A 19,703-nucleotide genomic window follows, 5' to 3' on the forward strand; every position below is an offset into this window, starting at 1 on the left:
CACCTGAAGAGTTCAGACAGCGGCGGTGCCCATTTCGATACCGTCAGCATAGACAATGTGCTGGCGATCGAATGTCAGGGTGTAGACTGTCATCTCGCAGGCGTCCTGCACCGCAAGGAACTCGCCGTCGACAAGGCGCTGCGCCTCGATCATGGCGGCGGGGCTGCCGAACAGCGCCTCTGCGCGCCAATCGCGGATATGGATCTGGGTGCCGGGGGCGACAAGCATGTCGCGGTCGGGGCGGGTATGGCCAAGGCTGCCGGCCTTGATGCGGATTGGCGCAACGCGCAGGGTTTCGGCGGTGATCGATCGCAGAACCGCAGTGCCGCTGTCGCGGGTAATGATCCGGGTGCCGGGCGTCAGGTCGTCGACCCGCATCTCTCCGTTTAAGGTGAGGATGGTGGTATCGGCGCATACACCCGACGTCAGTGTAACGGCTGATTTGGCGAGTGTATCGCGAGTCATTGTCCCGGTCTGCATGGCGTATTTCCCGCTCTTGCTAATGTCTGCCTCAATGTGTTGACGAGAATTACGGCGCAAAAAGGGCAGACTTCCACCTTTTTTACGATGACGATTTGCACTCGCATCCCTGTGTGACCTTTGATAGACACCGCGCAAAGCCGGGGGTGAATGGCATTCGCCCCTGTTTTAATGCGGGTGTGGCGGAATGGTAGACGCACCAGATTTAGGTTCTGGCGCCGCAAGGCGTGGAGGTTCGAGTCCTCTCACCCGCACCAAGATTTATAGACAGAAGGAAAACCCATGCAGGTCAAAGAGACCCAGAACGAAGGCCTCAAGCGCGGATACACCATCACGGTGACGGCAGCTGAACTTGACGACAAAGTGGTCGGCAAGCTGAAAGAAGCGCAGCCCGAAGTCGAGATGAAGGGTTTCCGCAAGGGCAAGGTCCCGATGGCCATGATGCGCAAGCAGTTCGGCCCGCGCCTGATCGGCGAAGCCATGCAGGAAGCCATCGACGGTGCGATGAACGACCACCTGACCACATCCGGCGACCGCCCCGCGGCCCAGCCAGAGATGAAGATGGCCAATGAGGACTGGAAAGAGGGCGACGATGTTGTCGTCAACGTGTCCTATGAAAAGCTGCCTGACGTGCCGGAAACCGACCTGAGCAAGGTTAAGCTGGAGCGTATGGTCGTCAAGGCAGACGATTCGGCTGTCGAAGAGGCGCTGAACAATCTGGCCGAAAGCCCGCAGGCTGTGGCCTATGAGGCCAAGGACGGCGCGGCAGAAGACAAAGATCAGGTCGTGATCGACTTCGTCGGCAAGATCGACGGCGAAGCCTTTGAAGGTGGCGCTGGCGACGATTATCCGCTGGTTCTGGGCTCCAACAGCTTTATCCCCGGGTTCGAAGATCAGCTGGTCGGCACCAAGGCTGGCAAAGAAAAGGCCGTTACGGTCAGCTTCCCCGCCGAATATCAGGCTGCCCATCTGGCCGGTAAAGAGGCCGTCTTTGACGTGACCGTCAAGGAAGTGCGCGCGGCTAATGCGCCCGCAATCGACGACGAGCTGGCCAAGAAGTTCGGCGCAGAAGATCTGGACGCCCTAAAGGGCCAGATCCGTGAGCGTCTGGAAGCTGAATACAACGGTGCATCCCGTGCTATCGCCAAGCGCAAGTTGCTGGACGAGCTGGACACGCTGGTGTCTTTCGATCTGCCGGAGTCGCTGGTCGAAGCTGAGGCAAACCAGATCGCGCACCAGCTGTGGCACGAGGAAAACCCTGATGTTCAGGGCCACGATCACCCAGAAATCAACCCGACGGACGAGCACAAGACGCTTGCACAGCGCCGGGTGAAGCTGGGTCTGCTGCTGGCCGATATCGGTCAGAAGGCAGAGGTGAAGGTCACCGATCAGGAAATGACCCAAGCGATCATGAACCAGGCACGTCAGTACCCGGGTCAGGAACGTCAGTTCTTTGAATTCGTGCAGCAAAACGCCCAGTTCCGCCAGCAGCTGCAGGCCCCGATGTTCGAAGACAAGGTCGTTGACCACATCTTTGAAAAGGCGACTGTCGCTGAAAAGACCGTCACCAAAGAAGAGCTGCAGACCGCTGTTGAGGCGCTGGAAAGCGAAGACTGAACATAGCCCTTCTTTCACGAAGGCTTGTTGGAATGGCACCCCGGATTGGGGTGCCATTTTTCGTTTGCCCTTGTTGCCGCAGGGGCAATGGCCCATAGTTAGGGGAACGGTGGCCTCTTGGCCGCGTCAATTCCATAAGATCAGGCCCGATGATGTCCCTATGGCGCATTGCAGTCCTTGGCGTCGTGCTTGCTGCAACACAGTTTGCAGGTAGTGCGATTGCCTGTCCGAACCCCGACATGGCGGCCGCGCGGCAGATCAGCAGCAACGGGGCCGCGCTGCGGCTGGGTCAAAGCCGCCGCGTCTTTGCCGGTGGTAAAGCAGGGTTGGATGGCTGCGCCCATATTGCCCTGCCGCACATACCTACCGCGCAGTTCAACGACGCGCCCGGGTTTAGCGCGGACTTAAGCGGGATGATCGGCCTTGCGATGGAAATCCGTGCCGAAAGCGATTGCGCGACGGCGCTTTTGGTGCGGACCGATGGCGGGCACTGGTATTTTGACGATCATGGCCGGGGGGCTGGCCAGCCGCGCCTTATCTTGCGGCGGCCGGGCAGCGGTGAAATCACCGTCTGGTTGGGCACGCCGGATGGCCGGCAATGCCGGGCCAGATTGAATTTGCAGACCTACGCCGGACAGTAGCGGGCCACCCGCAGGGCGGATGGCCCGCTTGATTTACAGAACCATACGATAAAGCGCGAAACCTTCGGGCGTGTCGCCCGCGGGTTCGATGGAAACGCTTTCGACTGCGCTGGCATATTGGGCCGCGTTGGGGCCGGTTTCGAACAGCGCCGTCGTGCCGGGCATCGGTTTGAAGGACCAGTTCGCATCAGCGTTGGGGCTGATGGTGCCCTGATCGACGATGTAGCGCACGATCACGTCGCGGTTGGTATCGGGACCTTCAAAGACGATTGTGCTACCATCAGCGCCAGGAAAGCTGCCGCCGCCGCTGGCGCGGTAGTTGTTAGTGGCAACGATAAATTCTGCATCTGGATCAATGGGTTCGCCGTTGAACTTCAAGTCAATGATGCGGTTTGCATCCGCAGCGACGACGGCACCGTCACGATCAAATCGGGACGGTTGGCTTAGGTCGATTTGATAGGTGACGCCGTCGATCACGTCGAAGTTGTAGCTGGGGAACTCTGCGTTCAGCAGTGGCGCGTCCTGCGCGCCTTCTTCGATCTGGTTGAACATGCCGGCGCTGCGTTCCAGCCAATCCTTGACCTGCGCACCGGTGATTTTCACGGCGCGGACGGTGTTGGGATAAAGGTAAAGGTCAGCGACGTTCTTGATCGCGACATCACCCTTTGGCACGTCGGTGTAATATTCCGGCCCTTGCCGGCCACCAGCCTTGAACGGTGCAGCGGCGGAAAGGATCGGAAGCCCTTCGTTTTCAGTGCCTTGCATCATCTGCTTAATGTACCAAGTCTGGGCGTTGGACACGATCTGGACAGAAGGGTCATCCGCAACCAGCGCAAAATAGCTGTAAAGCGGCGCATCGGTCTGGCCGACGGCGCGGCGGACATAGGCCAGCGTTTCGTCGTGTTCCTGCTGCACGGCGTCGAGCACCTTTTGATCGCTTTCGACCAAAGCGGTAATGCTGCGATCTTCGTTGCGCTGGGAAATCGGGCGCGCTTCGGATGTGTGGCTGACGATTTTCCAATCGCTGCCGTCGCGTTCCAGCATCAGGTCGATCAGGCCCATATGACTGCCCCAGAAGCCGCCCATGACTGCCGGTTTGCCCATCAGCGTGCCGGCGGCGACGTCGACACCGTCAAAGCCGTCATAGGACGAGGAGGGGAAGACCAGGTGGCTATGGCCGGTCATAACCGCATCGATTCCATCAACCCCTGCCAGCGGGATCGAGGCATTTTCCATGCCATCCTCTGCCGTTGCCGCGCCGATGCCTGAGTGGGACAAGGCGATGATGATTTGCGCGCCTTGTTCCTTCATCTGCGGCACGTAAGCCTGCGCGGTGGCAACGATATCGCGGGTTTGCACTTTACCGTCCAGATGCTGGCGGTCCCAGTTCATGATCTGCGGCGGCACAAAGCCGATCAGGCCGATCTTGATAGGGTGCTTTTCGCCAGCGCCGTCTGTCAGTTCGCGGTCAATGATGACGTAGGGCGCAATCAGCGTGTCATCGTCCAGCGGGGTCGCGCCCATGGTTTTCACAACGTTTGCGCTGACCACTGGATAATTTGCCCCAGCTAAAGATTTCGTTAGGAAATCGAGGCCATAGTTAAATTCGTGGTTGCCCAAGGTGGATGCGTCGAAGCCCAGCGTATTCATCGCAGCGATCACGGGGTGCATGTCGCCTTCTTTCATGCCGCGCTCGTAAGCGATGTAATCGCCCATCGGGTTGCCCTGAAGGAAGTCGCCGTTGTCGAGCAGAAGGGAGTTTGTCGATTCGGCGCGGGTGTTTTCGATGATAGAGGCTGTTCGCGCTAGGCCGACCGTGTCGACAGGCTGGTCCGCGTAATAGTCATAGGGAAAGACATGCACGTGCAGGTCGGTGGTTTCCATCAGACGCAGGTGGACCTGATTGGCCTGCGCGCGTGCTGAAAACGGGTGCAGTGCGATAAAGCCAGCGGTAGAGGCAAGGAAGGACCGGCGGGACAGGGTGAATGACATAACGACGCTTTCACATTGGAAGAAACTAGCTTCAGTTTGAAAGCGATGGATGACGTTGTCACGACAAAGGGTGACAAACCGGCGGTTTACTGCGCCAGTTTGGCGGTTTTCTGATCGATTGGTCAAATATGTGCCACCCGTCGCCTGCGACCGATGCGGCGGGCGGCTATTCTTTAGTGGCGCGGATAGTCATCCCCGCCAAAGCTGCGCGGGATGCGGGCCGTGCGATCGGCTGCAATGCGGCGGGCGCGGGATTGTCGGCCCAGTTGGCCAAACAGCGCACCAGCGGCCAGCGCCAAAAGCGGGACGCCGATAAAGGCCGCCTTGCGGGCGCGGTCTGCATCAACGATCACGCCATGATCCGACGCGCGGTCGCTGTAGGATCCGGCGGCGCTGGCGGGGTAATCGACAGGATCATACAGATTGCCAGCTTCCACACCTGGGGCCGGGCGGTCGGATTTCTGGCCGCTGATCCCGTCTTTGGACATCCGCCTGTCCAGATAGTTCGGCATCAGGAATTGGCCAAAGACCAGTTTCAGTACGGAACTGCCGACAAAGATCTCTCTGGCGTTTGTGTCGATGGCTTGCATGACAGCGTCGGCAGCGACCTGCGCGGTATAGATCGGCGGGGCCGGTTGCGGTTGGCGCGACAGGCGGCTGCGGGCCCAGTCGAATTGCGGCGTATTCATCGCTGGCAATTGCACAAGGGACAGGCCGATGGGCGAACCTTCGGCGATCAATTCAGAGCGGACGGAAGAGGTGAAGCCGTTGATGGCATGTTTGGCGGCGCAATAGGCCGATTGCAGCGGCACGGACCGGTAGGACAGGCCAGAGCCGATATTGACGATATTACCGCCCCTCATATGGCGCAGGGCGGCGCGGGTGCCGTTGACCTGACCCATCAGCGTCGTGCGGATAATACGGTCGAAGTCTTCGGCGGGGGTGTTTTTGAACGCGGAAAAGCTGGTTGCCATGGCGCAGTTTACCCAGACATCCGGTCGGCCAAGGCGGTCCACCAGATGATCCGCCGCGGCGTCAAGTTGGCCCGTATCGCCGGCATCGGCCCCGTATGTAGCAACGCCGATCTGTTCGAGTTCGTCCAGCCGCATGCGCCCGCGGGCGATGACTCCGACCGCATAGCCGCGCCCGCGCAGGGCATCGACAACAGCGCGACCGACGCCTGCACTGCCGCCAATGACGATAGCGACCTTATTTTTAGATGATGACATGATCAGTCTCCTTTGACAGACAATGCCGCACCGGCCGCTTTGGTTCATTCGGAGCGTTTAAAATACAAAAGGCCGCCCCCGCAGGGACGGCCTGATGTGTTCGCAAGCGTTGTGCTTACTCTTCGTCGTCGTTCCCGGCAGAACCCAGATCGTCGAACAGTTCCTGAATTTCGAATTCAGCTGCTGCTTCTTCCTCAGCGGCGAGTTCCTGAATGGACTTGCCGGCGGCCTGAAGCTCTGCCTCTTCCTTGGAGCGGGCGACGTTCAGTGTGACCGTTGCCGTGACTTCGGGGTGCAGGTTCAGTGTGACGTCGTGCAGGCCCAGATCCTTGATCGGACCCTGCAGAACGACCTGGTTGCGGTCGATCTTGAAGCCGTTTTCGGCAGCTGCATCAGCCACGTCACGCGGTGTGACGGAACCGTAAAGCGAGCCGGCGTCGGAAGCGGAACGGATGATGACGAAGGATTCGCCGTCGATCTTGTCAGCTTCAGCCTGGGCAGTCGCACGCGTTTCGGCGTTGCGGGCTTCCAGGGCAGCTTTTTCAGCTTCGAAGCGGGCCAGGTTTGCGGCGTTCACGCGCAGACCTTTGCCTTGCGGCAGCAGGAAGTTACGGGCGTAACCGTCCTTGACGTTCACGACTTCACCCATTTGACCAAGCTTGGCCACACGTTCCAGAAGAATGATTTGCATGATGTATGCTCCTTACTTCACGGCGTAGGGCAGCAGGGCCAGGAACCGTGCGCGCTTGATCGCTTGTGCGAGCTTGCGCTGGTTCTTGGAGCCGACGGCGGTGATACGGGCGGGGACGATCTTGCCGCGCTCAGAGATGTAGCGCTGCAGGGTGCGGGTGTCTTTGTAGTCGATCGCGGGGGCGTCTTCACCCTCGAACGGATCGGACTTACGACGACGGAAAAATGGTTTCGTTGCCATGATTTATGGTCCTTTCCTGATCTGAATTAACGGCGCTCGCGACGGGTGTCGCGTTCGTCGCGCTTTTGCATCTGCACGGAAGGCAGTTCGGCGTGTGCGTCGACCTTGATGGTCAGAACGCGCATCACGTCTTCATGCAAGCGCATCAGGCGTTCCATTTCCTGCACAGCGGACGCAGGCGCGTCAGAGCGCAGAAAGGCGTAGTGGCCCTTGCGGTTCTTGTTGATCTTGTAGGCCATCGTCTTGACGCCCCAGTATTCACTGTCGACCAGCTTGCCGTCGTTGTCGGCCAGCACTGTGCCAAAGTGTTCGATCAGGGCTTCTGCTTGCGTGTTGGACAAGTCCTGACGCGCAATCATCACATGCTCATAAAGCGGCATGGCGTTCCTTTTCATATTGTTCGACGCATTTCATAGGACGGGACCAATACCTTCCGCACCCCGACCACGAGAGACTGCGCAGTGAATAACCATTGCGGAAGTGGGCCGCTTATACACAAAGCGGGGGATGGCGCAACCCGCGGCTTGCGCGGTGGGTGCGATTGCATCGGGGCAGGATGCGTTAACCATTAGGGCAGTCAGACTAACAAAAGTCTAATTCCTAACATGACCTTAACGATGCCATGTTTTTGCCGCGAAGTCAGGGCCTTTTCAAACGACGTCAATCATCAGCAAAGAAAAGGTCCAATCATGACGGACATGCCAGATACCAGCCGCGCCGTAACAATCGAGCAGCGCCGCCTTAAACAGGCAGATCTGGTTGTGACGGGCTTTTCTATACAAGAGGCCTATTGGGGATACCGCATCATACCAGAGGGCGCGCCGCCGCTTCGGCTGGTGGCGATGCAGGCGGCTGCAATGCTGGGCGGGGCTGCGCTGATTGCAGGTTCTGTTGCGCTGATGTTCATGAGCCGGTCGACGGATTTCATGTTCATGGTTCCGGCAATCTTGTTGCTGATGGCGTTGGGAACGTCGCTGATGTGGTTCGCAAGCCGGGGCACCATGATCAATATCGAGGTGGATGCGATGGCCGGCGAAGTGCGCGAGGTCGTCAGAAACCGGACGGGCGGGCTGTCCGTAATTTCCCGCTACGGGTTCGACTGCGTGGGCAGCGTCTTTATCCAGCGGCCTGCTGCGGGACCGGCGACACTGATGCTTCGCTATCGCAACACGGCGCGGACACTGGCGGTTGCATCGGGGTCAGAGGCGGATCTGGCGCGGCTGCGTGACCGGATGGGTCGCGATCTGATCGTAAAACGCGAGGCGGTTTAAGTGGTCATGGCCGCGCAGTCGCGCGGCCGTTTCTGGCCGGTGTGACACGCGGCGGGGCATTGCCGAACACAATCTGTTCATTCTTGCTGGATTGCCCTGCGGCATTGGCGGCGTCATCTGTTGGTGCAAGTTCAACAACCACCGGAGAGACCAGACCATGAAGATCCTGACGACGTCCGCCGCCGCCCTGACCCTGCTGGCCGCACCCGCATTCGCAGCGCCAGAGGCTTATACGCTGGACCCAAGCCACAGCCAGATCGTGTTCGATTACAACCACCTTGGTTTTTCCACCGGGATGGGCATGTTTTCGGGCTTTGAAGGCACGATACAGTTCGATCAGGAAGATCCGGCCAATTCGTCCGTCGAAGTCGCGTTCCCCGTGCGCAGCATGATGACCGGCTGGGAAGGCCGTTTCGAGCATTTCATGTCCGATGACTTTTTTGGCGCAGGCGAAGACGAGATGGTGACGTTCAAGTCCACCGCCATCGAAGTGACCGGCGACAACACCGCGTTGATCACCGGCGATCTGACGCTGAACGACGTAACCAAGTCGGTTGTTCTGGATGCCAAGCTGAATCAGGCCGCCGATCACCCGATGGAAGGCAAGCCTTGGGCTGGCTTTGACGCGACCACGACGCTGCTGCGTTCCGACTACAACGTTGGCCAGTTCGCGCCCTTCGTCAGCGATGAAGTGAACGTGAAAATTTCGATCGAGGCGATGAAGGCTGAATAAGCCAGGGCGATGCCTGCGGCGCGCTGTGCTGCGGCTTGGCTAGGATAAAGGATGCGGGGGCGGGAAAACCGCCCTCGCATTTTTGCATTTTAGGGGGCGATCAGATCGCCTTTTGATTGACGCGCTTTGACAGCTCTGCCGCGCTTTCCTTGCGTTCACTGTAGCGGTCAAGCAGGTAGTCTTGATTGCCGCGGGTCAGGAGTGTGAATTTCATCAGCTCCTCCATCACGTCGACGATTCGGTCATAGAACGGCGAGGGCTTCATGCGGTCCGCATCGTCGAATTCCAGAAATGCCTTTGGTGTGGAGGATTGGTTGGGAATCGTCAGAAGGCGCATCCAGCGGCCAAGGATGCGCAGCTGGTTGACGGTGTTGAAGCTTTGGCTGCCGCCGCTGACCTGCATGACGGCCAGCGTTTTGCCCTGCGTGGGGCGCACGCCGCCAAGGGAAAGGGGAATCCAGTCGATTTGCGTTTTCATGATGCCGGTCATTGCGCCGTGGCGTTCGGGGGAACACCAGACCATGCCTTCGGACCAAGTCACCAGATCGCGCAGTTCCTGAACTTTGGGATGGCTGGCGTCTGCATCGTCCGGCAGCGGCAGGCCCGAGGGGGAAAAGGTGCGTGTTTCTGCGCCCATCCGGGTCAGGATGCGCGCCGCCTCTTCGGTCACAAGGCGGCTGAAGGACCGCTCGCGCAGCGAGCCGTAAAGCAGCAGGATGCGCGGGCCTTGCGCGTTTGGTGCCGGTGCGGTCAGGTGATCGGGGGCGACGGTCTGGAAGTGGGCCGCGTCGAGGTTAGGTGTGTCAGTCAAGGCGGTTTCCTTCGACGTCAATCAGGGGGGTGCCGTCCTCTTTGTTCATCGGGCCGGGGGGCAGGCGGTCAAGCAGGTCCAGCACAGCTTCGCTTGGGCGGCACAGGCGCACGCCTTTGGGAGAGCAGACGATGGGGCGGTTCACCAGCACAGGATGCTGGATCATCGCATCCAGCAGGGCGTCGTCACTGACGGCAGGGTCCAGCAGGCCCAGTTCGGCGGCGGGCGATTTGGACGTGCGCAGCGCGGTGCGCGGTGTCAGGCCCGCTGCCGCAAACAGCGCCAGCAGTTGCGGGCGGGTCCAGCCGGTATCAAGGTAGGGAATCACCGTCGGCGTTTCACCCGATGCGGTGATGATGGCCAGCACGTTGCGCGACGTGCCGCAATCGGGGTTGTGATGAATGACGATGGTCATGCGGCACCTTTATCTGTTGGGAACCAGTGTTGGGTTCTGTTTGCGAATGCGACGAGTGACAGCATCACCGGCACCTCGACCAGTACGCCGACGACGGTGGCCAGCGCAGCGCCAGAACCAAGGCCGAAGAGGCTGATCGCGACGGCGACGGCCAGTTCAAAGAAGTTGGACGTGCCGATCAGGGCGCAGGGGGCGGCGACGTTGAACGGGATGCCCCAGGCGCGGGCCGCGCCGTAGGCGATGAAAAAGATGCCGTAGGACTGGATCAATAGGGGCACCGCGATCAGGGCGATAACGACGGGGCGGTCAAAGATCACCTCTCCTTGAAAGGCGAACAGCAGCACGACAGTGACCAGCAGGCCGATGATCGAAAATGGCTGCACCCGGGATTTGAAGGCATCGACAGCCGCTTCGCCCCCGTTTGCGATCAGGCGTTGGCGCGTCAGGTATCCGGCCAGCAGGGGAAGCATGACGTATAGCCCGACAGAGAGCATCAGGGTGTCCCACGGCACGGTGATGTTGGTGGCACCCAGCAAAAAGGCGACGATGGGGGCGAAGGCAAAGATCATGACCACATCGTTCACACTGACCTGCACCAGCGTATAGGTGGCATCGCCGCGGGTCAGGTTCGACCAGACAAAGACCATCGCCGTGCAGGGGGCGGCGCCCAGCAGGATGACGCCGGCCAGATAGGCCTGCGCGTCGTCCGGCGGAATCAGTCCGGCAAAGACGTAGTTGAAGAACAGAACGCCCAGCGCGGCCATGGTGAAGGGCTTGATCAGCCAGTTGACCACCAGCGTGACGACCAGACCCTTGGGCTTGTCGCCGACGTTGCGCAGTGCGCCGAAATCGACGCCGACCATCATCGGATAGACCATCGCCCAGATCAGCACGGCGACAGGCAGGTTTACGGATGCAATTTCCAGCGCCGCAAGGGCGGCAAAGGCACCGGGAAACAGATTGCCCAGCAAAAGCCCGGCCGCGATCGCTAGCGCAACCCAGACAGAGAGCCAGCGTTCAAAGGTGCCAAGGCCAGCGGCGGCGGGAAGCGGTGTGTCAGTCATGGTTAGGCTTTCTGTTGTGCAAGGTTGCACCGCTCGGGCCTAGCAGGCGCAGGCGATTTCATTGATGACGGGTTGGCACAGGTCGGGACGACCGCCGCAGCAATCCTCCATCAAAAAGGCGAGCAGGCCGCGCATTCCGTCCATATCGGCGAAATAGCGGATACTGCGCCCTTCGCGGGTGCTGCGGATCAGGCCGGCGCGTGTCAGGATGGAAAGGTTGGCGGACATCGTGTTTTGCCGCACGTTCAGGGTGTCGCTGATGTCGCCGGCAGACATGCCCGCGTCGCCTGCCTTGATCAGAAGGCGAAAGACATCAAGGCGGGTGGCCTGGCTGAGTGCTGCGAAAGCGTCGAGGGCATCTTGTTTATCCATATATCATGAATTATGGATATGTTTGCTGCCCGTCAAGCGTTTTATTGGCGTCGCGTCAGGGGGGTGCCCGCCGCAGCCTGGCTGCGGCAGGATTTAAGGGGCGGGATTATTCCGCCTTTGTGGCCGTCAAGGCAATGTCGACGGTGACGTCGAAGCCAAGGTTCGTTTCGTCATTCATGCTGTCGCCGATGGCGTAGGTCTGGCGGTTCAGCGTGGTGCTGCCCTGCATAGTGGCGGTGTTGCCATCCAGCGTCAGGTTAAAGGGCAGGGTGACGGGGGCGGCGGTTCCTTTCAGCGTCAGGGTGCCGTCCGCGACATAACCCTCTGCCGTTTTGGTGATGGGCGCGGTGAATGTGGCGGTGGGAAAGGATTCGGCATTAAAAAAGTCCGCGCCCATGGCCTGATCGGTAACCGAACCGAGGGTGAGAGAGCCAATGGCGATGGTGACATCCACCTGACCTGCGTCAGTGTCCGCATCGGGATCAAAGGTGATGGCGGCGGTCCAGTCAGCAAAGCTACCTTGCACAGGGCTGCCAAACTGCGTGACGGTGATGGCAAGGGTCCCTTCCTGAACAGTCCAGTCAGAGGCAACATCGCCAAGAGCGGCGGTTTGCCGGGCGTCACCCGGTGCGCCGTTCAGGGCAAAACCGGTGACCACGCCGATGGCGACAATCGCAGCGGCCAGCAGGGGTGCGGCGATTGGGGTGCGGTGGTATCCAGCATCAGGGGCAACGGTTTTGCCAAACCACATCCGGCGGATCGTGGCGTCGCGGTCAATGATGTGATGCTTTAGCGCGCCGGCAATATGCAGCAGCAGGGCGCCGATCATCACCTTGCCAAAAACCCAGTGCAGGCTGTCGAACAGATGCGCGGTCGATTCTGATTTTGCCACGAACGGTAGGGATTGGCCAAAGGGCCACCAGATTGGCGCGAAACCGGTGGTGGCAGCATGGCTGATCCAGCCGGTCAGGGGGGTGATGACGAGGGCGGCGTAAAGCAGCCAGTGGATCACCTCTGCCAGCAGCGTCTCTGCCCGGCGTTCGGGATGCAGGGGCGCGGGCTTGGGGTGGCCAAGTGCCCAGACAATACGGGCAAGGGCGACAAAGAAGACGGCGACGCCAAGGGTTTTGTGGATCGTGAACAGCTGCGCCTTTTGGGCCAGCGCCTCGTTCGTATCATAGGCCATGTCGGACGCGATGATCCCCAGCGGGATGATGGTCAGGATCAGGGCGGCGGTCAGCCAGTGCAGCACTTTGGTTACGGTGCCGTAGGTCGCCGGGCCGGCGGCGGTCGGATGGGTCATGGCGCGTCCTTTTGCGAAGTTGCCCCAACGATAGCCTGCGCTGCGCTGCGGCACAATTTGCGATGACGCAGGGGCATTGTGCGGCGGCGCGGTGCAGGCTAGACCCATGCCCGACACGCAGCAAAAGAGGCAAATCCATGCGGGCATTCGTATTTCCAGGGCAAGGCGCACAGGCCATCGGTATGGGACAGGATCTGGCAAACGCCTATCCAGCGGCGCGCGCTGTGTTCGAAGAAGTCGATGACGCGCTGGGCGAGGCGCTGTCGGCGCTGATCTTTGACGGCAATCTGGAAACGCTGACGCTGACCCGCAACGCGCAGCCTGCGCTGATGGCGGCATCGATGGCCGCGATGCGCGCGCTAGAGGCGGAAGGCATCGCGATCACGGATGCGGATTTCGTCGCGGGCCATTCGCTGGGGGAATATAGTGCCTTGGCCGCCGCTGGTGCGCTGGGGATCGCGGATTGTGCGCGGCTGCTTCGGGTGCGCGGTGATGCGATGCAGCAGGCGGTGCCGCAGGGCGTGGGCGCGATGGCGGCGATCCTTGGCCTAGATGCGGCGACAGTGGCGCAGATTGCAGAGGATGCGGCGCAGGGCGAGGTTTGCCAATTGGCGAATGAAAACGATCCGGCGCAGAACGTGATTTCTGGCCATGTGGCGGCGGTCGAGCGGGCGGCGCTGCTGGCGAAGGCGGCGGGCGCAAAGCGGGCGTTGATGCTGCCGGTGTCTGCGCCGTTCCACTGCGCCTTGATGCAGCCTGCGGCGGATGTGATGCGCGGAGCGCTGCATGACACGCCGATGCAGGCACCAGCAGTGCCATTGGTCGCCAACGTGACCGCGCTGCCCGTGACGGACCCGGATACGATCCGCGCGCAGCTGGTCAGCCAAGTCGCGGGCCGAGTGCGCTGGGCGTCGTCGGTCGAGTGGATGGCGGCGCAGGGCGTCACGTCATTTATTGAAATTGGGGCCGGTAAGGCCCTGTCGGGCATGATCCGGCGCATTGCAAAAGAGGCGGGCACGGCGAATGTCGGCACTGCCGCAGAGGCCGTGGCTGTCGCCGCCGCCATCAAAGGAGAAGCATAATGTTTGATCTGACAGGTAAAACGGCGCTGGTCACAGGCGCATCCGGCGGCATTGGCGGCGCGATTGCGACGGCGCTGCATAATGCGGGGGCCACGGTTGGTCTGTCCGGCACGCGGGTAGAGCCGCTGGAGGCCTTGGCAGCGCAGCTGGGCGACCGTGTGCATGTGCTGCCCTGCAACCTGAGCGATGCAGAGGCTGTCACAACCCTGCCCAAGCAGGCGATCGAGGCGATGGGGTCCCTGGATATTCTGGTGAACAACGCAGGCATCACCCGCGATAACCTGTTCATGCGCATGTCGGATGATGAATGGTCCAGCGTGCTTGATGTGAACCTGACCAGCACTATGCGCCTGTGCAAGGGTGCAATCCGGGGCATGATGAAGGCGCGTTGGGGCCGGATCATCAACATCTCTTCGGTCGTTGGCGCAACGGGCAACCCCGGTCAGGCCAACTATGCTGCGTCCAAGGCGGGTATGGTCGGCATGAGCAAGTCGATTGCCTATGAGGTCGCAAGCCGCGGTATCACCGTGAATTGCGTCGCCCCCGGTTTCATCGCCACGGCGATGACGGACAAGCTGAACGACGACCAAAAGGGCGCGATTCTGGGGCAGATCCCAGCGGGCCGCATGGGCAATGCCGAAGAGATCGCGGCTGCTGTGCTTTATCTTTCCAGCAAGGAAGCGGCCTATGTCACCGGTGCGACCTTGCATGTGAATGGCGGAATGGCCATGCTTTGATGCAAGGCCCTTGCAGGGGGCGGGAAAGCGTTTGCGCGCACTCAAATCTCTGCTATAGGCCACGCAGCAACGGACGGGCCCCTTCGGCGGCCAGTTCAACAACCGGGCATCAACCTAGAATTGGTGACGGCCCATCTGGAACGTGAGGAATTGTTCATGAGCGAAGTCGAAGACCGCGTACGCAAAATCGTTGTGGAGCACCTTGGTGTTGAAGAGGACAAAGTTGTCGAGAGCGCGTCGTTCATCGACGACCTGGGCGCTGACAGCCTTGACACCGTCGAGCTGGTCATGGCCTTCGAGGAAGAGTTCGGGATCGAAATCCCCGACGACGCCGCCGAGACGATCCAGACCTTCGGCGATGCCGTGAAGTTCATCAAGGGCGCGCAGTAAGCGTATCCCTTTGCCACTGGCCTACGGGGTGGTGGAGTTTATTGAAAACGGCCCCTGCGTAAAGCGGGGGCCGTTTTGTTTTGTGCATTGGTGTTGTGTTCTGTCGGGGATCGGACCGGCTGCGCCGGCCCGATCCATTGGGGGCTTTGCCCCCAAACCCCCAAGATATTTTTGACCAGAAGAAGGGGGGCGTGACTGCGGCGCAGAAAATGGGATCAGCAGGCTTTGGGCGGATCACGCAGGAATGAGGCTCGGCTCTTGCCCATTTGCGCTCTGTCGCGGTATCAGGGCCACAATTATGTGTTGAGGGGATCAATGATGCGCCGCGTCGTTATAACAGGACTGGGACTTGTCACGCCGCTGGCGGATGGAGTCGAGGAAAGCTGGTCGCGTATTCTGCAGGGTCAATCCGGGGCCGGAACGATCAAGGGATTCGATACCGAAGGGTTGACGACCAACTATGCCTGCGAAGTGCCGCTGGGTGACGGAACGAACGGCACCTTTAACGGTGACAAGTATATGGAGCCTAAAGAGCAGCGGAAGGTTGATACCTTTATTCTGTTCGGCATGGCTGCAGCGCAGCAGGCTGTGGAAGACAGCGGCTGGATGCCGACAGAGCGTGAAGATCTGGACCGGACCGGTGTTTTGATCGGGTCCGGTATTGGTGGTTTGAACTCTATCGCCAATACGGCTGTGATGATGGAAGAGAAGGGCCCGCGCCGCGTGTCGCCGTTCTTTGTTCCCGGCGCGTTGATCAACTTAATTTCGGGTCAGGTCAGTATCCGTTACGGATTCCGCGGGCCGAACCATTCGGTTGTGACGGCCTGTTCCACCGGATCGCATGCGATTGGCGACGCGAGCCGTCTGATCCAGCATGGCGATGCGGACGTGATGATTGCAGGCGGCGCTGAAGCGGCAATTTGCAAGATCGGTATTGCGGGTTTCAACGCCTGCAAGGCGCTGTCGACGAAATACACCGACGAGCCGGCCAAGGCGAGCCGGCCCTGGGATAAATCCCGCGACGGGTTTGTCATGGGCGAAGGTGCCGGTATTGTCGTGCTGGAAGAATACGAGCATGCCAAGGCGCGCGGCGCAAAGATCTATGCCGAAGTGCTGGGTTATGGCTTGTCCGGCGATGCGCATCACATCACTGCGCCGCCCCCTGACCATGAAGGTGCAGAGCGGGCGATGCGGGCGGCCTGCCGCAATGCGGGCATCGAGCCAAGCCAGATCGACTATGTAAACGCGCATGGCACGTCCACAATGGCCGACACCATCGAGCTGGGCGCGGTCGAGCGGCTGGTCGGGCCTGAAGCTGCGGCAAAGTTGACAATGTCGTCGACCAAGTCGATGACCGGTCACCTGCTGGGTGCTGCCGGCGCGATCGAGGCGATCTTTGGCGTTTTGGCGATCCGCGATCAGGTTGCGCCGCCGACGATCAACCTTGAGGATCTGGACTGCGAGACCACTGTGGATCTATGTGCAAACGGCAAGGTCGAGCGGAACATCGACGTTGTGCTGTCGAACTCCTTTGGCTTTGGCGGCACGAATGCGACGCTGGTGCTGGGGAAAGTCCGCTAATGTGGCGACATATTGCGGCGAACGGCATTACCTTTCTGATCGTGGCGCTGTTCCTTGGGGCCGGCGTGATCGTCTGGGGCACGCAGTCTTATAAGGCTGCGGGGCCTTTGGCGCAGGGCATTTGCCTGCAAGTCGCGCCGGGGTCGAACATGCGGATGGTCAGCGCGCAGCTGGAAGATCAGGGGGCTGTCAGCTCTGGTGCGGTTTTCCGGATGGGGGCTGATTACACTGATCGCTCTGGCAGTCTGAAGGCGGGTAGCTTTCTGGTGCCCGAAGGCGCGTCGATGGCCGAGATTGTGGATCTGGTGACCAGCAGCGGGCAGAGCACCTGCGGCACCGAGGTGGTGTACCGGGTCGGCGTGCGGCGGGATATCGTGCAGGTGCGCGAGCTGGATCCGGCGACAAGCAATTACACCGAAGTGGCAGAGTTCGATCCGGCTGTCGATGACGCACCGGCCGCGTATGAAGCTGTAAAGCAGGAGGCGGATACGCGTTATCGCCTTGCTGTGGCCGAAGGCGTGACAAGCTGGCAGGTTGCCAATGCGCTGCGTGCGGTGGACATTCTGGAGGGCGAAATCGCCGAAACGCCGGCAGAAGGCAGTCTTGCGCCGGATAGTTACGAGTTCACACCGGGCGCAGACCGGTCGGCGATTATTGCGCGGATGCAGGCTGCGCAGGAGCAGATTTTGGCTGACGCCTGGGCTGCGCGGGCGGAAGGTTTGCCGATCGAGACGCCGGAAGAAGCTTTGATCCTGGCATCCTTGGTCGAAAAAGAGACCGGCGTGCCGACAGAGCGGCGTCAGGTGGCCAGTGTTTTCGTCAACCGGCTGGAACGGGGCATGCGGTTGCAGACCGACCCGGCGGTGATTTACGGCGTCACCAAGGGCGAAGGCATTCTGGGGCGTGGATTGCGCCGCAGCGAGCTGGATGCGCCAACGCCCTGGAATACCTATGTCATTCCCGCACTGCCGCCGACCCCGATTGCGAACCCCGGCAAGGCCAGCATTGAGGCGGCGTTGAACCCCGACACCACGGACTATGTGTTCTTTGTGGCGGATGGCACGGGCGGGCATGCTTTTGCGGTAACGCTGGACGAGCATAACCGCAATGTTGCTGCCTGGCGCAAGATCGAGGCAAGCCAGACCGAAGGCAACTAAGTCAGAGCGCAGGCAAACATCAGGGCTGCACGGTTTCTTAACAGGACCGTGCAGCCCTTTTTTGTGCCTCATCCTTTTTTAGGGAATTTGCCGCAGGCTGGGCGCGAGCTGGAAGACCGATCCCTTTGCGCCTGCCTCCCGTCTGAATGGGGCGGGGGACGGACTCTGTCGTCACGGAAGCTTTCGGGCAGGTTTGATTTACATGACAGAACCGGATGATGCCGCGCCGTTCGGGCGGGCAGAGGCGCTTGCGCGGGTGCGCGAGCTTGCGGGGTTTTATGCCGCGCTGAAGGCGACATTTCTTGAACAGCTGGATCAGATCGGCGGCCAAAGCGCGCTGCCGTCCAAGGCGCATGCCGCCAAGCTGGCCGAATTGCAGGCCACCCATGTTCACCTTTTGAAAGCCGAGGAACAGTTCATTGAGAAATTCGGGCAGGGTACGGACGACGCTGACATCGACTTTGATGCGATCCGCGATGACATCGGGCGCAGACTTGATCGCATCCGCGCCGCCGGGACAGAGGGCGGCGTTTTTAGCCGGGCTGAGCGAGCGGGACCTGCGGGCCCTGCCGCATCTGTTTGAATTCTGGGCGATGCCGCATCAGCTGCCGCCGCCAGGGGACTGGCGATCCTGGGTGATCCTTGGCGGGCGGGGTGCAGGCAAGACGCGGGCAGGCGCGGAATGGGTGCGGTCGATGGTCGAAGGGCCGGTGCCGCGCGCAAAGGGGCGGGCGCGGCGTGTGGGGATCATTGGCGAGACCTATGATCAGGCGCGCGAGGTGATGGTGTTCGGGGACAGTGGCATCATGGCCTGCGCGCCTAAGGACCGGCGGCCTGAATGGATTGCGGGGCGCAAGATGTTGCAATGGCCCAACGGGGCTGTGGCGTTCCTTTATTCGGCGTTTGATCCAGAGGCGCTGCGCGGGCCGCAGTTTGATGCGGTCTGGGCGGACGAGTTGGCTAAGTGGAAGCAGGGGCAGGCGACCTGGGACATGGTGGAGTTTTGCTTGCGGCTGGGGCGTGATCCGCGGGCCTGCATCACGACAACACCGCGCAATGTGCCGGTGCTGCGCGATATGCTGGAGCGGAGCAGTACGGTGCAGACCCACGCGACGACCTTTGCCAATGCCGCGAACCTTGCGCCGGGGTTTCTGGAGGAAGTGCAGCGGCGTTTTGCCGGGACGTGGCAGGGGCGGCAGGAACTGGACGGGGTGCTGCTGTCGGATGCGCCGGGGGCGCTGTGGTCAACTGCGGCGCTGGAGGCGGCCTTGGTGACGGTAGCGCCTGACCTGGACCGGATCATCGTGGCGGTGGACCCGCCGACGACGGGGCACAAAGGATCGGACGCCTGCGGGATTGTGGTGGCGGGGGCGGTGACAAAGGGGCCGCCGCAGAACTGGAAAGCCTATGTGCTGGAAGATGCGACGGTGCAGGCGGCATCCCCGCTGGAATGGGCGCGGGCGGCGGTGGCGGCCTTGCGGCGGCACAATGCGGACCGGTTGGTGGCCGAGGTCAATCAGGGGGGCGATATGGTCGAGGCCATCGTGCGGCAGGTCGACCCGCTGGTGCCCTATCGCAAGGTGACGGCGAGCAAGGGCAAGGTGGCGCGGGCTGAGCCGGTGGCGGCGCTGTACGAGCAGGGCCGCGTGGCGCATCTGCGGGGTCTGTCCACGCTGGAAGATCAGATGTGTCTGATGACGACGGGCGGCTTTGCGGGGTCCGGGTCGCCTGACCGGGTGGATGCGCTGGTCTGGGCGCTGCACGAGCTGATGATCGGCCCGGCGCAAGGCTGGCATGCGCCGCGTATGCGCAGCCTGTAGGGCGTTGCGCCCCGCCTTTGCCGCACGGGCGGTGGGGGCGGGGATCGTTCAGATTTGCATGTCAGAAGAATGGTTAT

The 19,703-nt window shown here is 61.0% G+C and carries 22 protein-coding genes and 1 tRNA gene; 12 read left to right on the plus strand and 11 right to left on the minus strand.

Annotated features, from left to right (window positions below):
* Window positions 1-12: 12 nt before the first annotated feature.
* Window positions 13-480, minus strand: a complete 468-nt coding sequence (locus SJY10_RS08160) for a Hint domain-containing protein (protein WP_386681352.1) — start codon at window positions 478-480, stop codon at window positions 13-15.
* A gap of 173 nt (window positions 481-653) precedes the next feature.
* On the opposite strand from SJY10_RS08160, the gene SJY10_RS08165 reads away from it, so the two are divergent.
* From SJY10_RS08165 to SJY10_RS08175, 3 genes are all read left to right on the plus strand, one after another.
* Window positions 654-737: transfer RNA gene (locus SJY10_RS08165), tRNA-Leu, on the plus strand.
* Window positions 738-762: 25 nt separating this feature from the next.
* Window positions 763-2,097, plus strand: coding sequence for a trigger factor (tig, locus tag SJY10_RS08170; RefSeq protein WP_386681354.1), 1,335 nt, complete (start codon window positions 763-765; stop codon window positions 2,095-2,097).
* 149 nt (window positions 2,098-2,246) lie between these two features.
* On the plus strand, window positions 2,247-2,738 hold the full coding sequence (locus SJY10_RS08175; protein WP_386681356.1) for a hypothetical protein: 492 nt from the start codon (window positions 2,247-2,249) through the stop codon (window positions 2,736-2,738).
* Between the two features lie 33 nt (window positions 2,739-2,771).
* On the opposite strand, the gene SJY10_RS08180 is transcribed toward SJY10_RS08175, so the two are convergent.
* From SJY10_RS08180 to rpsF, 5 genes are all read right to left on the minus strand, one after another.
* Entirely contained in the window at window positions 2,772-4,730 is a 1,959-nt protein-coding gene (locus tag SJY10_RS08180; RefSeq protein ID WP_386681358.1) for a bifunctional 2',3'-cyclic-nucleotide 2'-phosphodiesterase/3'-nucleotidase, read from the minus strand.
* Between the two features lie 173 nt (window positions 4,731-4,903).
* Window positions 4,904-5,959 carry an SDR family oxidoreductase gene (locus tag SJY10_RS08185; protein WP_386681360.1) on the minus strand — a complete coding sequence of 352 codons (1,056 nt, stop codon included), beginning with the start codon at window positions 5,957-5,959 and terminating at the stop codon, window positions 4,904-4,906.
* A gap of 115 nt (window positions 5,960-6,074) precedes the next feature.
* On the minus strand, window positions 6,075-6,650 hold the full coding sequence (rplI, locus tag SJY10_RS08190) for a 50S ribosomal protein L9 (protein ID WP_386681363.1): 576 nt from the start codon (window positions 6,648-6,650) through the stop codon (window positions 6,075-6,077).
* Window positions 6,651-6,662: 12 nt separating this feature from the next.
* The gene (gene rpsR, locus SJY10_RS08195; protein ID WP_386681366.1) at window positions 6,663-6,890 is read right to left on the minus strand and encodes a 30S ribosomal protein S18; all 228 of its coding nucleotides are present in this window, start codon (window positions 6,888-6,890) and stop codon (window positions 6,663-6,665) included.
* Between the two features lie 26 nt (window positions 6,891-6,916).
* The gene (gene rpsF / locus SJY10_RS08200; RefSeq protein WP_090187504.1) at window positions 6,917-7,270 is read right to left on the minus strand and encodes a 30S ribosomal protein S6; all 354 of its coding nucleotides are present in this window, start codon (window positions 7,268-7,270) and stop codon (window positions 6,917-6,919) included.
* Window positions 7,271-7,579: 309 nt separating this feature from the next.
* On the opposite strand from rpsF, the gene SJY10_RS08205 reads away from it, so the two are divergent.
* Both SJY10_RS08205 and SJY10_RS08210 read left to right on the plus strand, forming a co-directional pair.
* Window positions 7,580-8,161 carry a hypothetical protein gene (locus tag SJY10_RS08205; protein ID WP_386681369.1) on the plus strand — a complete coding sequence of 194 codons (582 nt, stop codon included), beginning with the start codon at window positions 7,580-7,582 and terminating at the stop codon, window positions 8,159-8,161.
* Window positions 8,162-8,318: 157 nt separating this feature from the next.
* A complete protein-coding gene (locus SJY10_RS08210; protein ID WP_386681372.1) occupies window positions 8,319-8,894 on the plus strand; it encodes a YceI family protein in 576 nt (191 codons plus the stop codon).
* A 100-nt stretch (window positions 8,895-8,994) separates the two neighbouring features.
* On the opposite strand, the gene arsH is transcribed toward SJY10_RS08210, so the two are convergent.
* From arsH to SJY10_RS08235, 5 genes are all read right to left on the minus strand, one after another.
* A complete protein-coding gene (gene arsH, locus SJY10_RS08215) occupies window positions 8,995-9,705 on the minus strand; it encodes an arsenical resistance protein ArsH (RefSeq protein WP_386681375.1) in 711 nt (236 codons plus the stop codon).
* Window positions 9,698-10,120 (minus strand): arsenate reductase (glutaredoxin), encoded by a 423-nt coding sequence (gene arsC / locus SJY10_RS08220; RefSeq protein WP_386681378.1) that lies wholly within the window; start codon window positions 10,118-10,120, stop codon window positions 9,698-9,700. The genes arsH and arsC overlap by 8 nt, the downstream gene beginning before the upstream one ends.
* Window positions 10,117-11,184: an ACR3 family arsenite efflux transporter gene (gene arsB, locus SJY10_RS08225; RefSeq protein WP_386681381.1), complete on the minus strand. Its 1,068-nt coding sequence runs from the start codon at window positions 11,182-11,184 to the stop codon at window positions 10,117-10,119. The genes arsC and arsB overlap by 4 nt, the downstream gene beginning before the upstream one ends.
* Before the next feature lie 39 nt (window positions 11,185-11,223).
* Window positions 11,224-11,556 carry an ArsR/SmtB family transcription factor gene (locus SJY10_RS08230; protein ID WP_386681383.1) on the minus strand — a complete coding sequence of 111 codons (333 nt, stop codon included), beginning with the start codon at window positions 11,554-11,556 and terminating at the stop codon, window positions 11,224-11,226.
* Window positions 11,557-11,662: 106 nt separating this feature from the next.
* Window positions 11,663-12,859: a cytochrome b/b6 domain-containing protein gene (locus SJY10_RS08235; RefSeq protein WP_386681385.1), complete on the minus strand. Its 1,197-nt coding sequence runs from the start codon at window positions 12,857-12,859 to the stop codon at window positions 11,663-11,665.
* A gap of 137 nt (window positions 12,860-12,996) precedes the next feature.
* On the opposite strand from SJY10_RS08235, the gene fabD reads away from it, so the two are divergent.
* The 7 genes from fabD (at window position 12,997) to SJY10_RS08270 (ending at window position 19,626) form a co-directional block, all read left to right on the plus strand.
* Window positions 12,997-13,941: an ACP S-malonyltransferase gene (gene fabD, locus SJY10_RS08240; protein ID WP_386681388.1), complete on the plus strand. Its 945-nt coding sequence runs from the start codon at window positions 12,997-12,999 to the stop codon at window positions 13,939-13,941.
* A complete protein-coding gene (fabG, locus tag SJY10_RS08245) occupies window positions 13,941-14,678 on the plus strand; it encodes a 3-oxoacyl-[acyl-carrier-protein] reductase (protein ID WP_386681391.1) in 738 nt (245 codons plus the stop codon). Before fabD ends, fabG begins: the two co-directional genes overlap by 1 nt.
* Before the next feature lie 156 nt (window positions 14,679-14,834).
* On the plus strand, window positions 14,835-15,068 hold the full coding sequence (locus tag SJY10_RS08250) for an acyl carrier protein (RefSeq protein ID WP_090187530.1): 234 nt from the start codon (window positions 14,835-14,837) through the stop codon (window positions 15,066-15,068).
* Between the two features lie 318 nt (window positions 15,069-15,386).
* The gene (fabF, locus tag SJY10_RS08255; protein ID WP_386684584.1) at window positions 15,387-16,649 is read left to right on the plus strand and encodes a beta-ketoacyl-ACP synthase II; all 1,263 of its coding nucleotides are present in this window, start codon (window positions 15,387-15,389) and stop codon (window positions 16,647-16,649) included.
* Window positions 16,649-17,806: an endolytic transglycosylase MltG gene (mltG, locus tag SJY10_RS08260; protein ID WP_386681394.1), complete on the plus strand. Its 1,158-nt coding sequence runs from the start codon at window positions 16,649-16,651 to the stop codon at window positions 17,804-17,806. Before fabF ends, mltG begins: the two co-directional genes overlap by 1 nt.
* A gap of 202 nt (window positions 17,807-18,008) precedes the next feature.
* Window positions 18,009-18,389 (plus strand): hypothetical protein, encoded by a 381-nt coding sequence (locus SJY10_RS08265; protein ID WP_386681396.1) that lies wholly within the window; start codon window positions 18,009-18,011, stop codon window positions 18,387-18,389.
* Entirely contained in the window at window positions 18,283-19,626 is a 1,344-nt protein-coding gene (locus SJY10_RS08270; RefSeq protein ID WP_386681398.1) for a DNA-packaging protein, read from the plus strand. The genes SJY10_RS08265 and SJY10_RS08270 overlap by 107 nt, the downstream gene beginning before the upstream one ends.
* Window positions 19,627-19,703: the final 77 nt, after the last annotated feature.

The organism is Loktanella sp. R86503, assembly GCF_042466455.1.
Lineage (GTDB): Bacteria > Pseudomonadota > Alphaproteobacteria > Rhodobacterales > Rhodobacteraceae > Loktanella.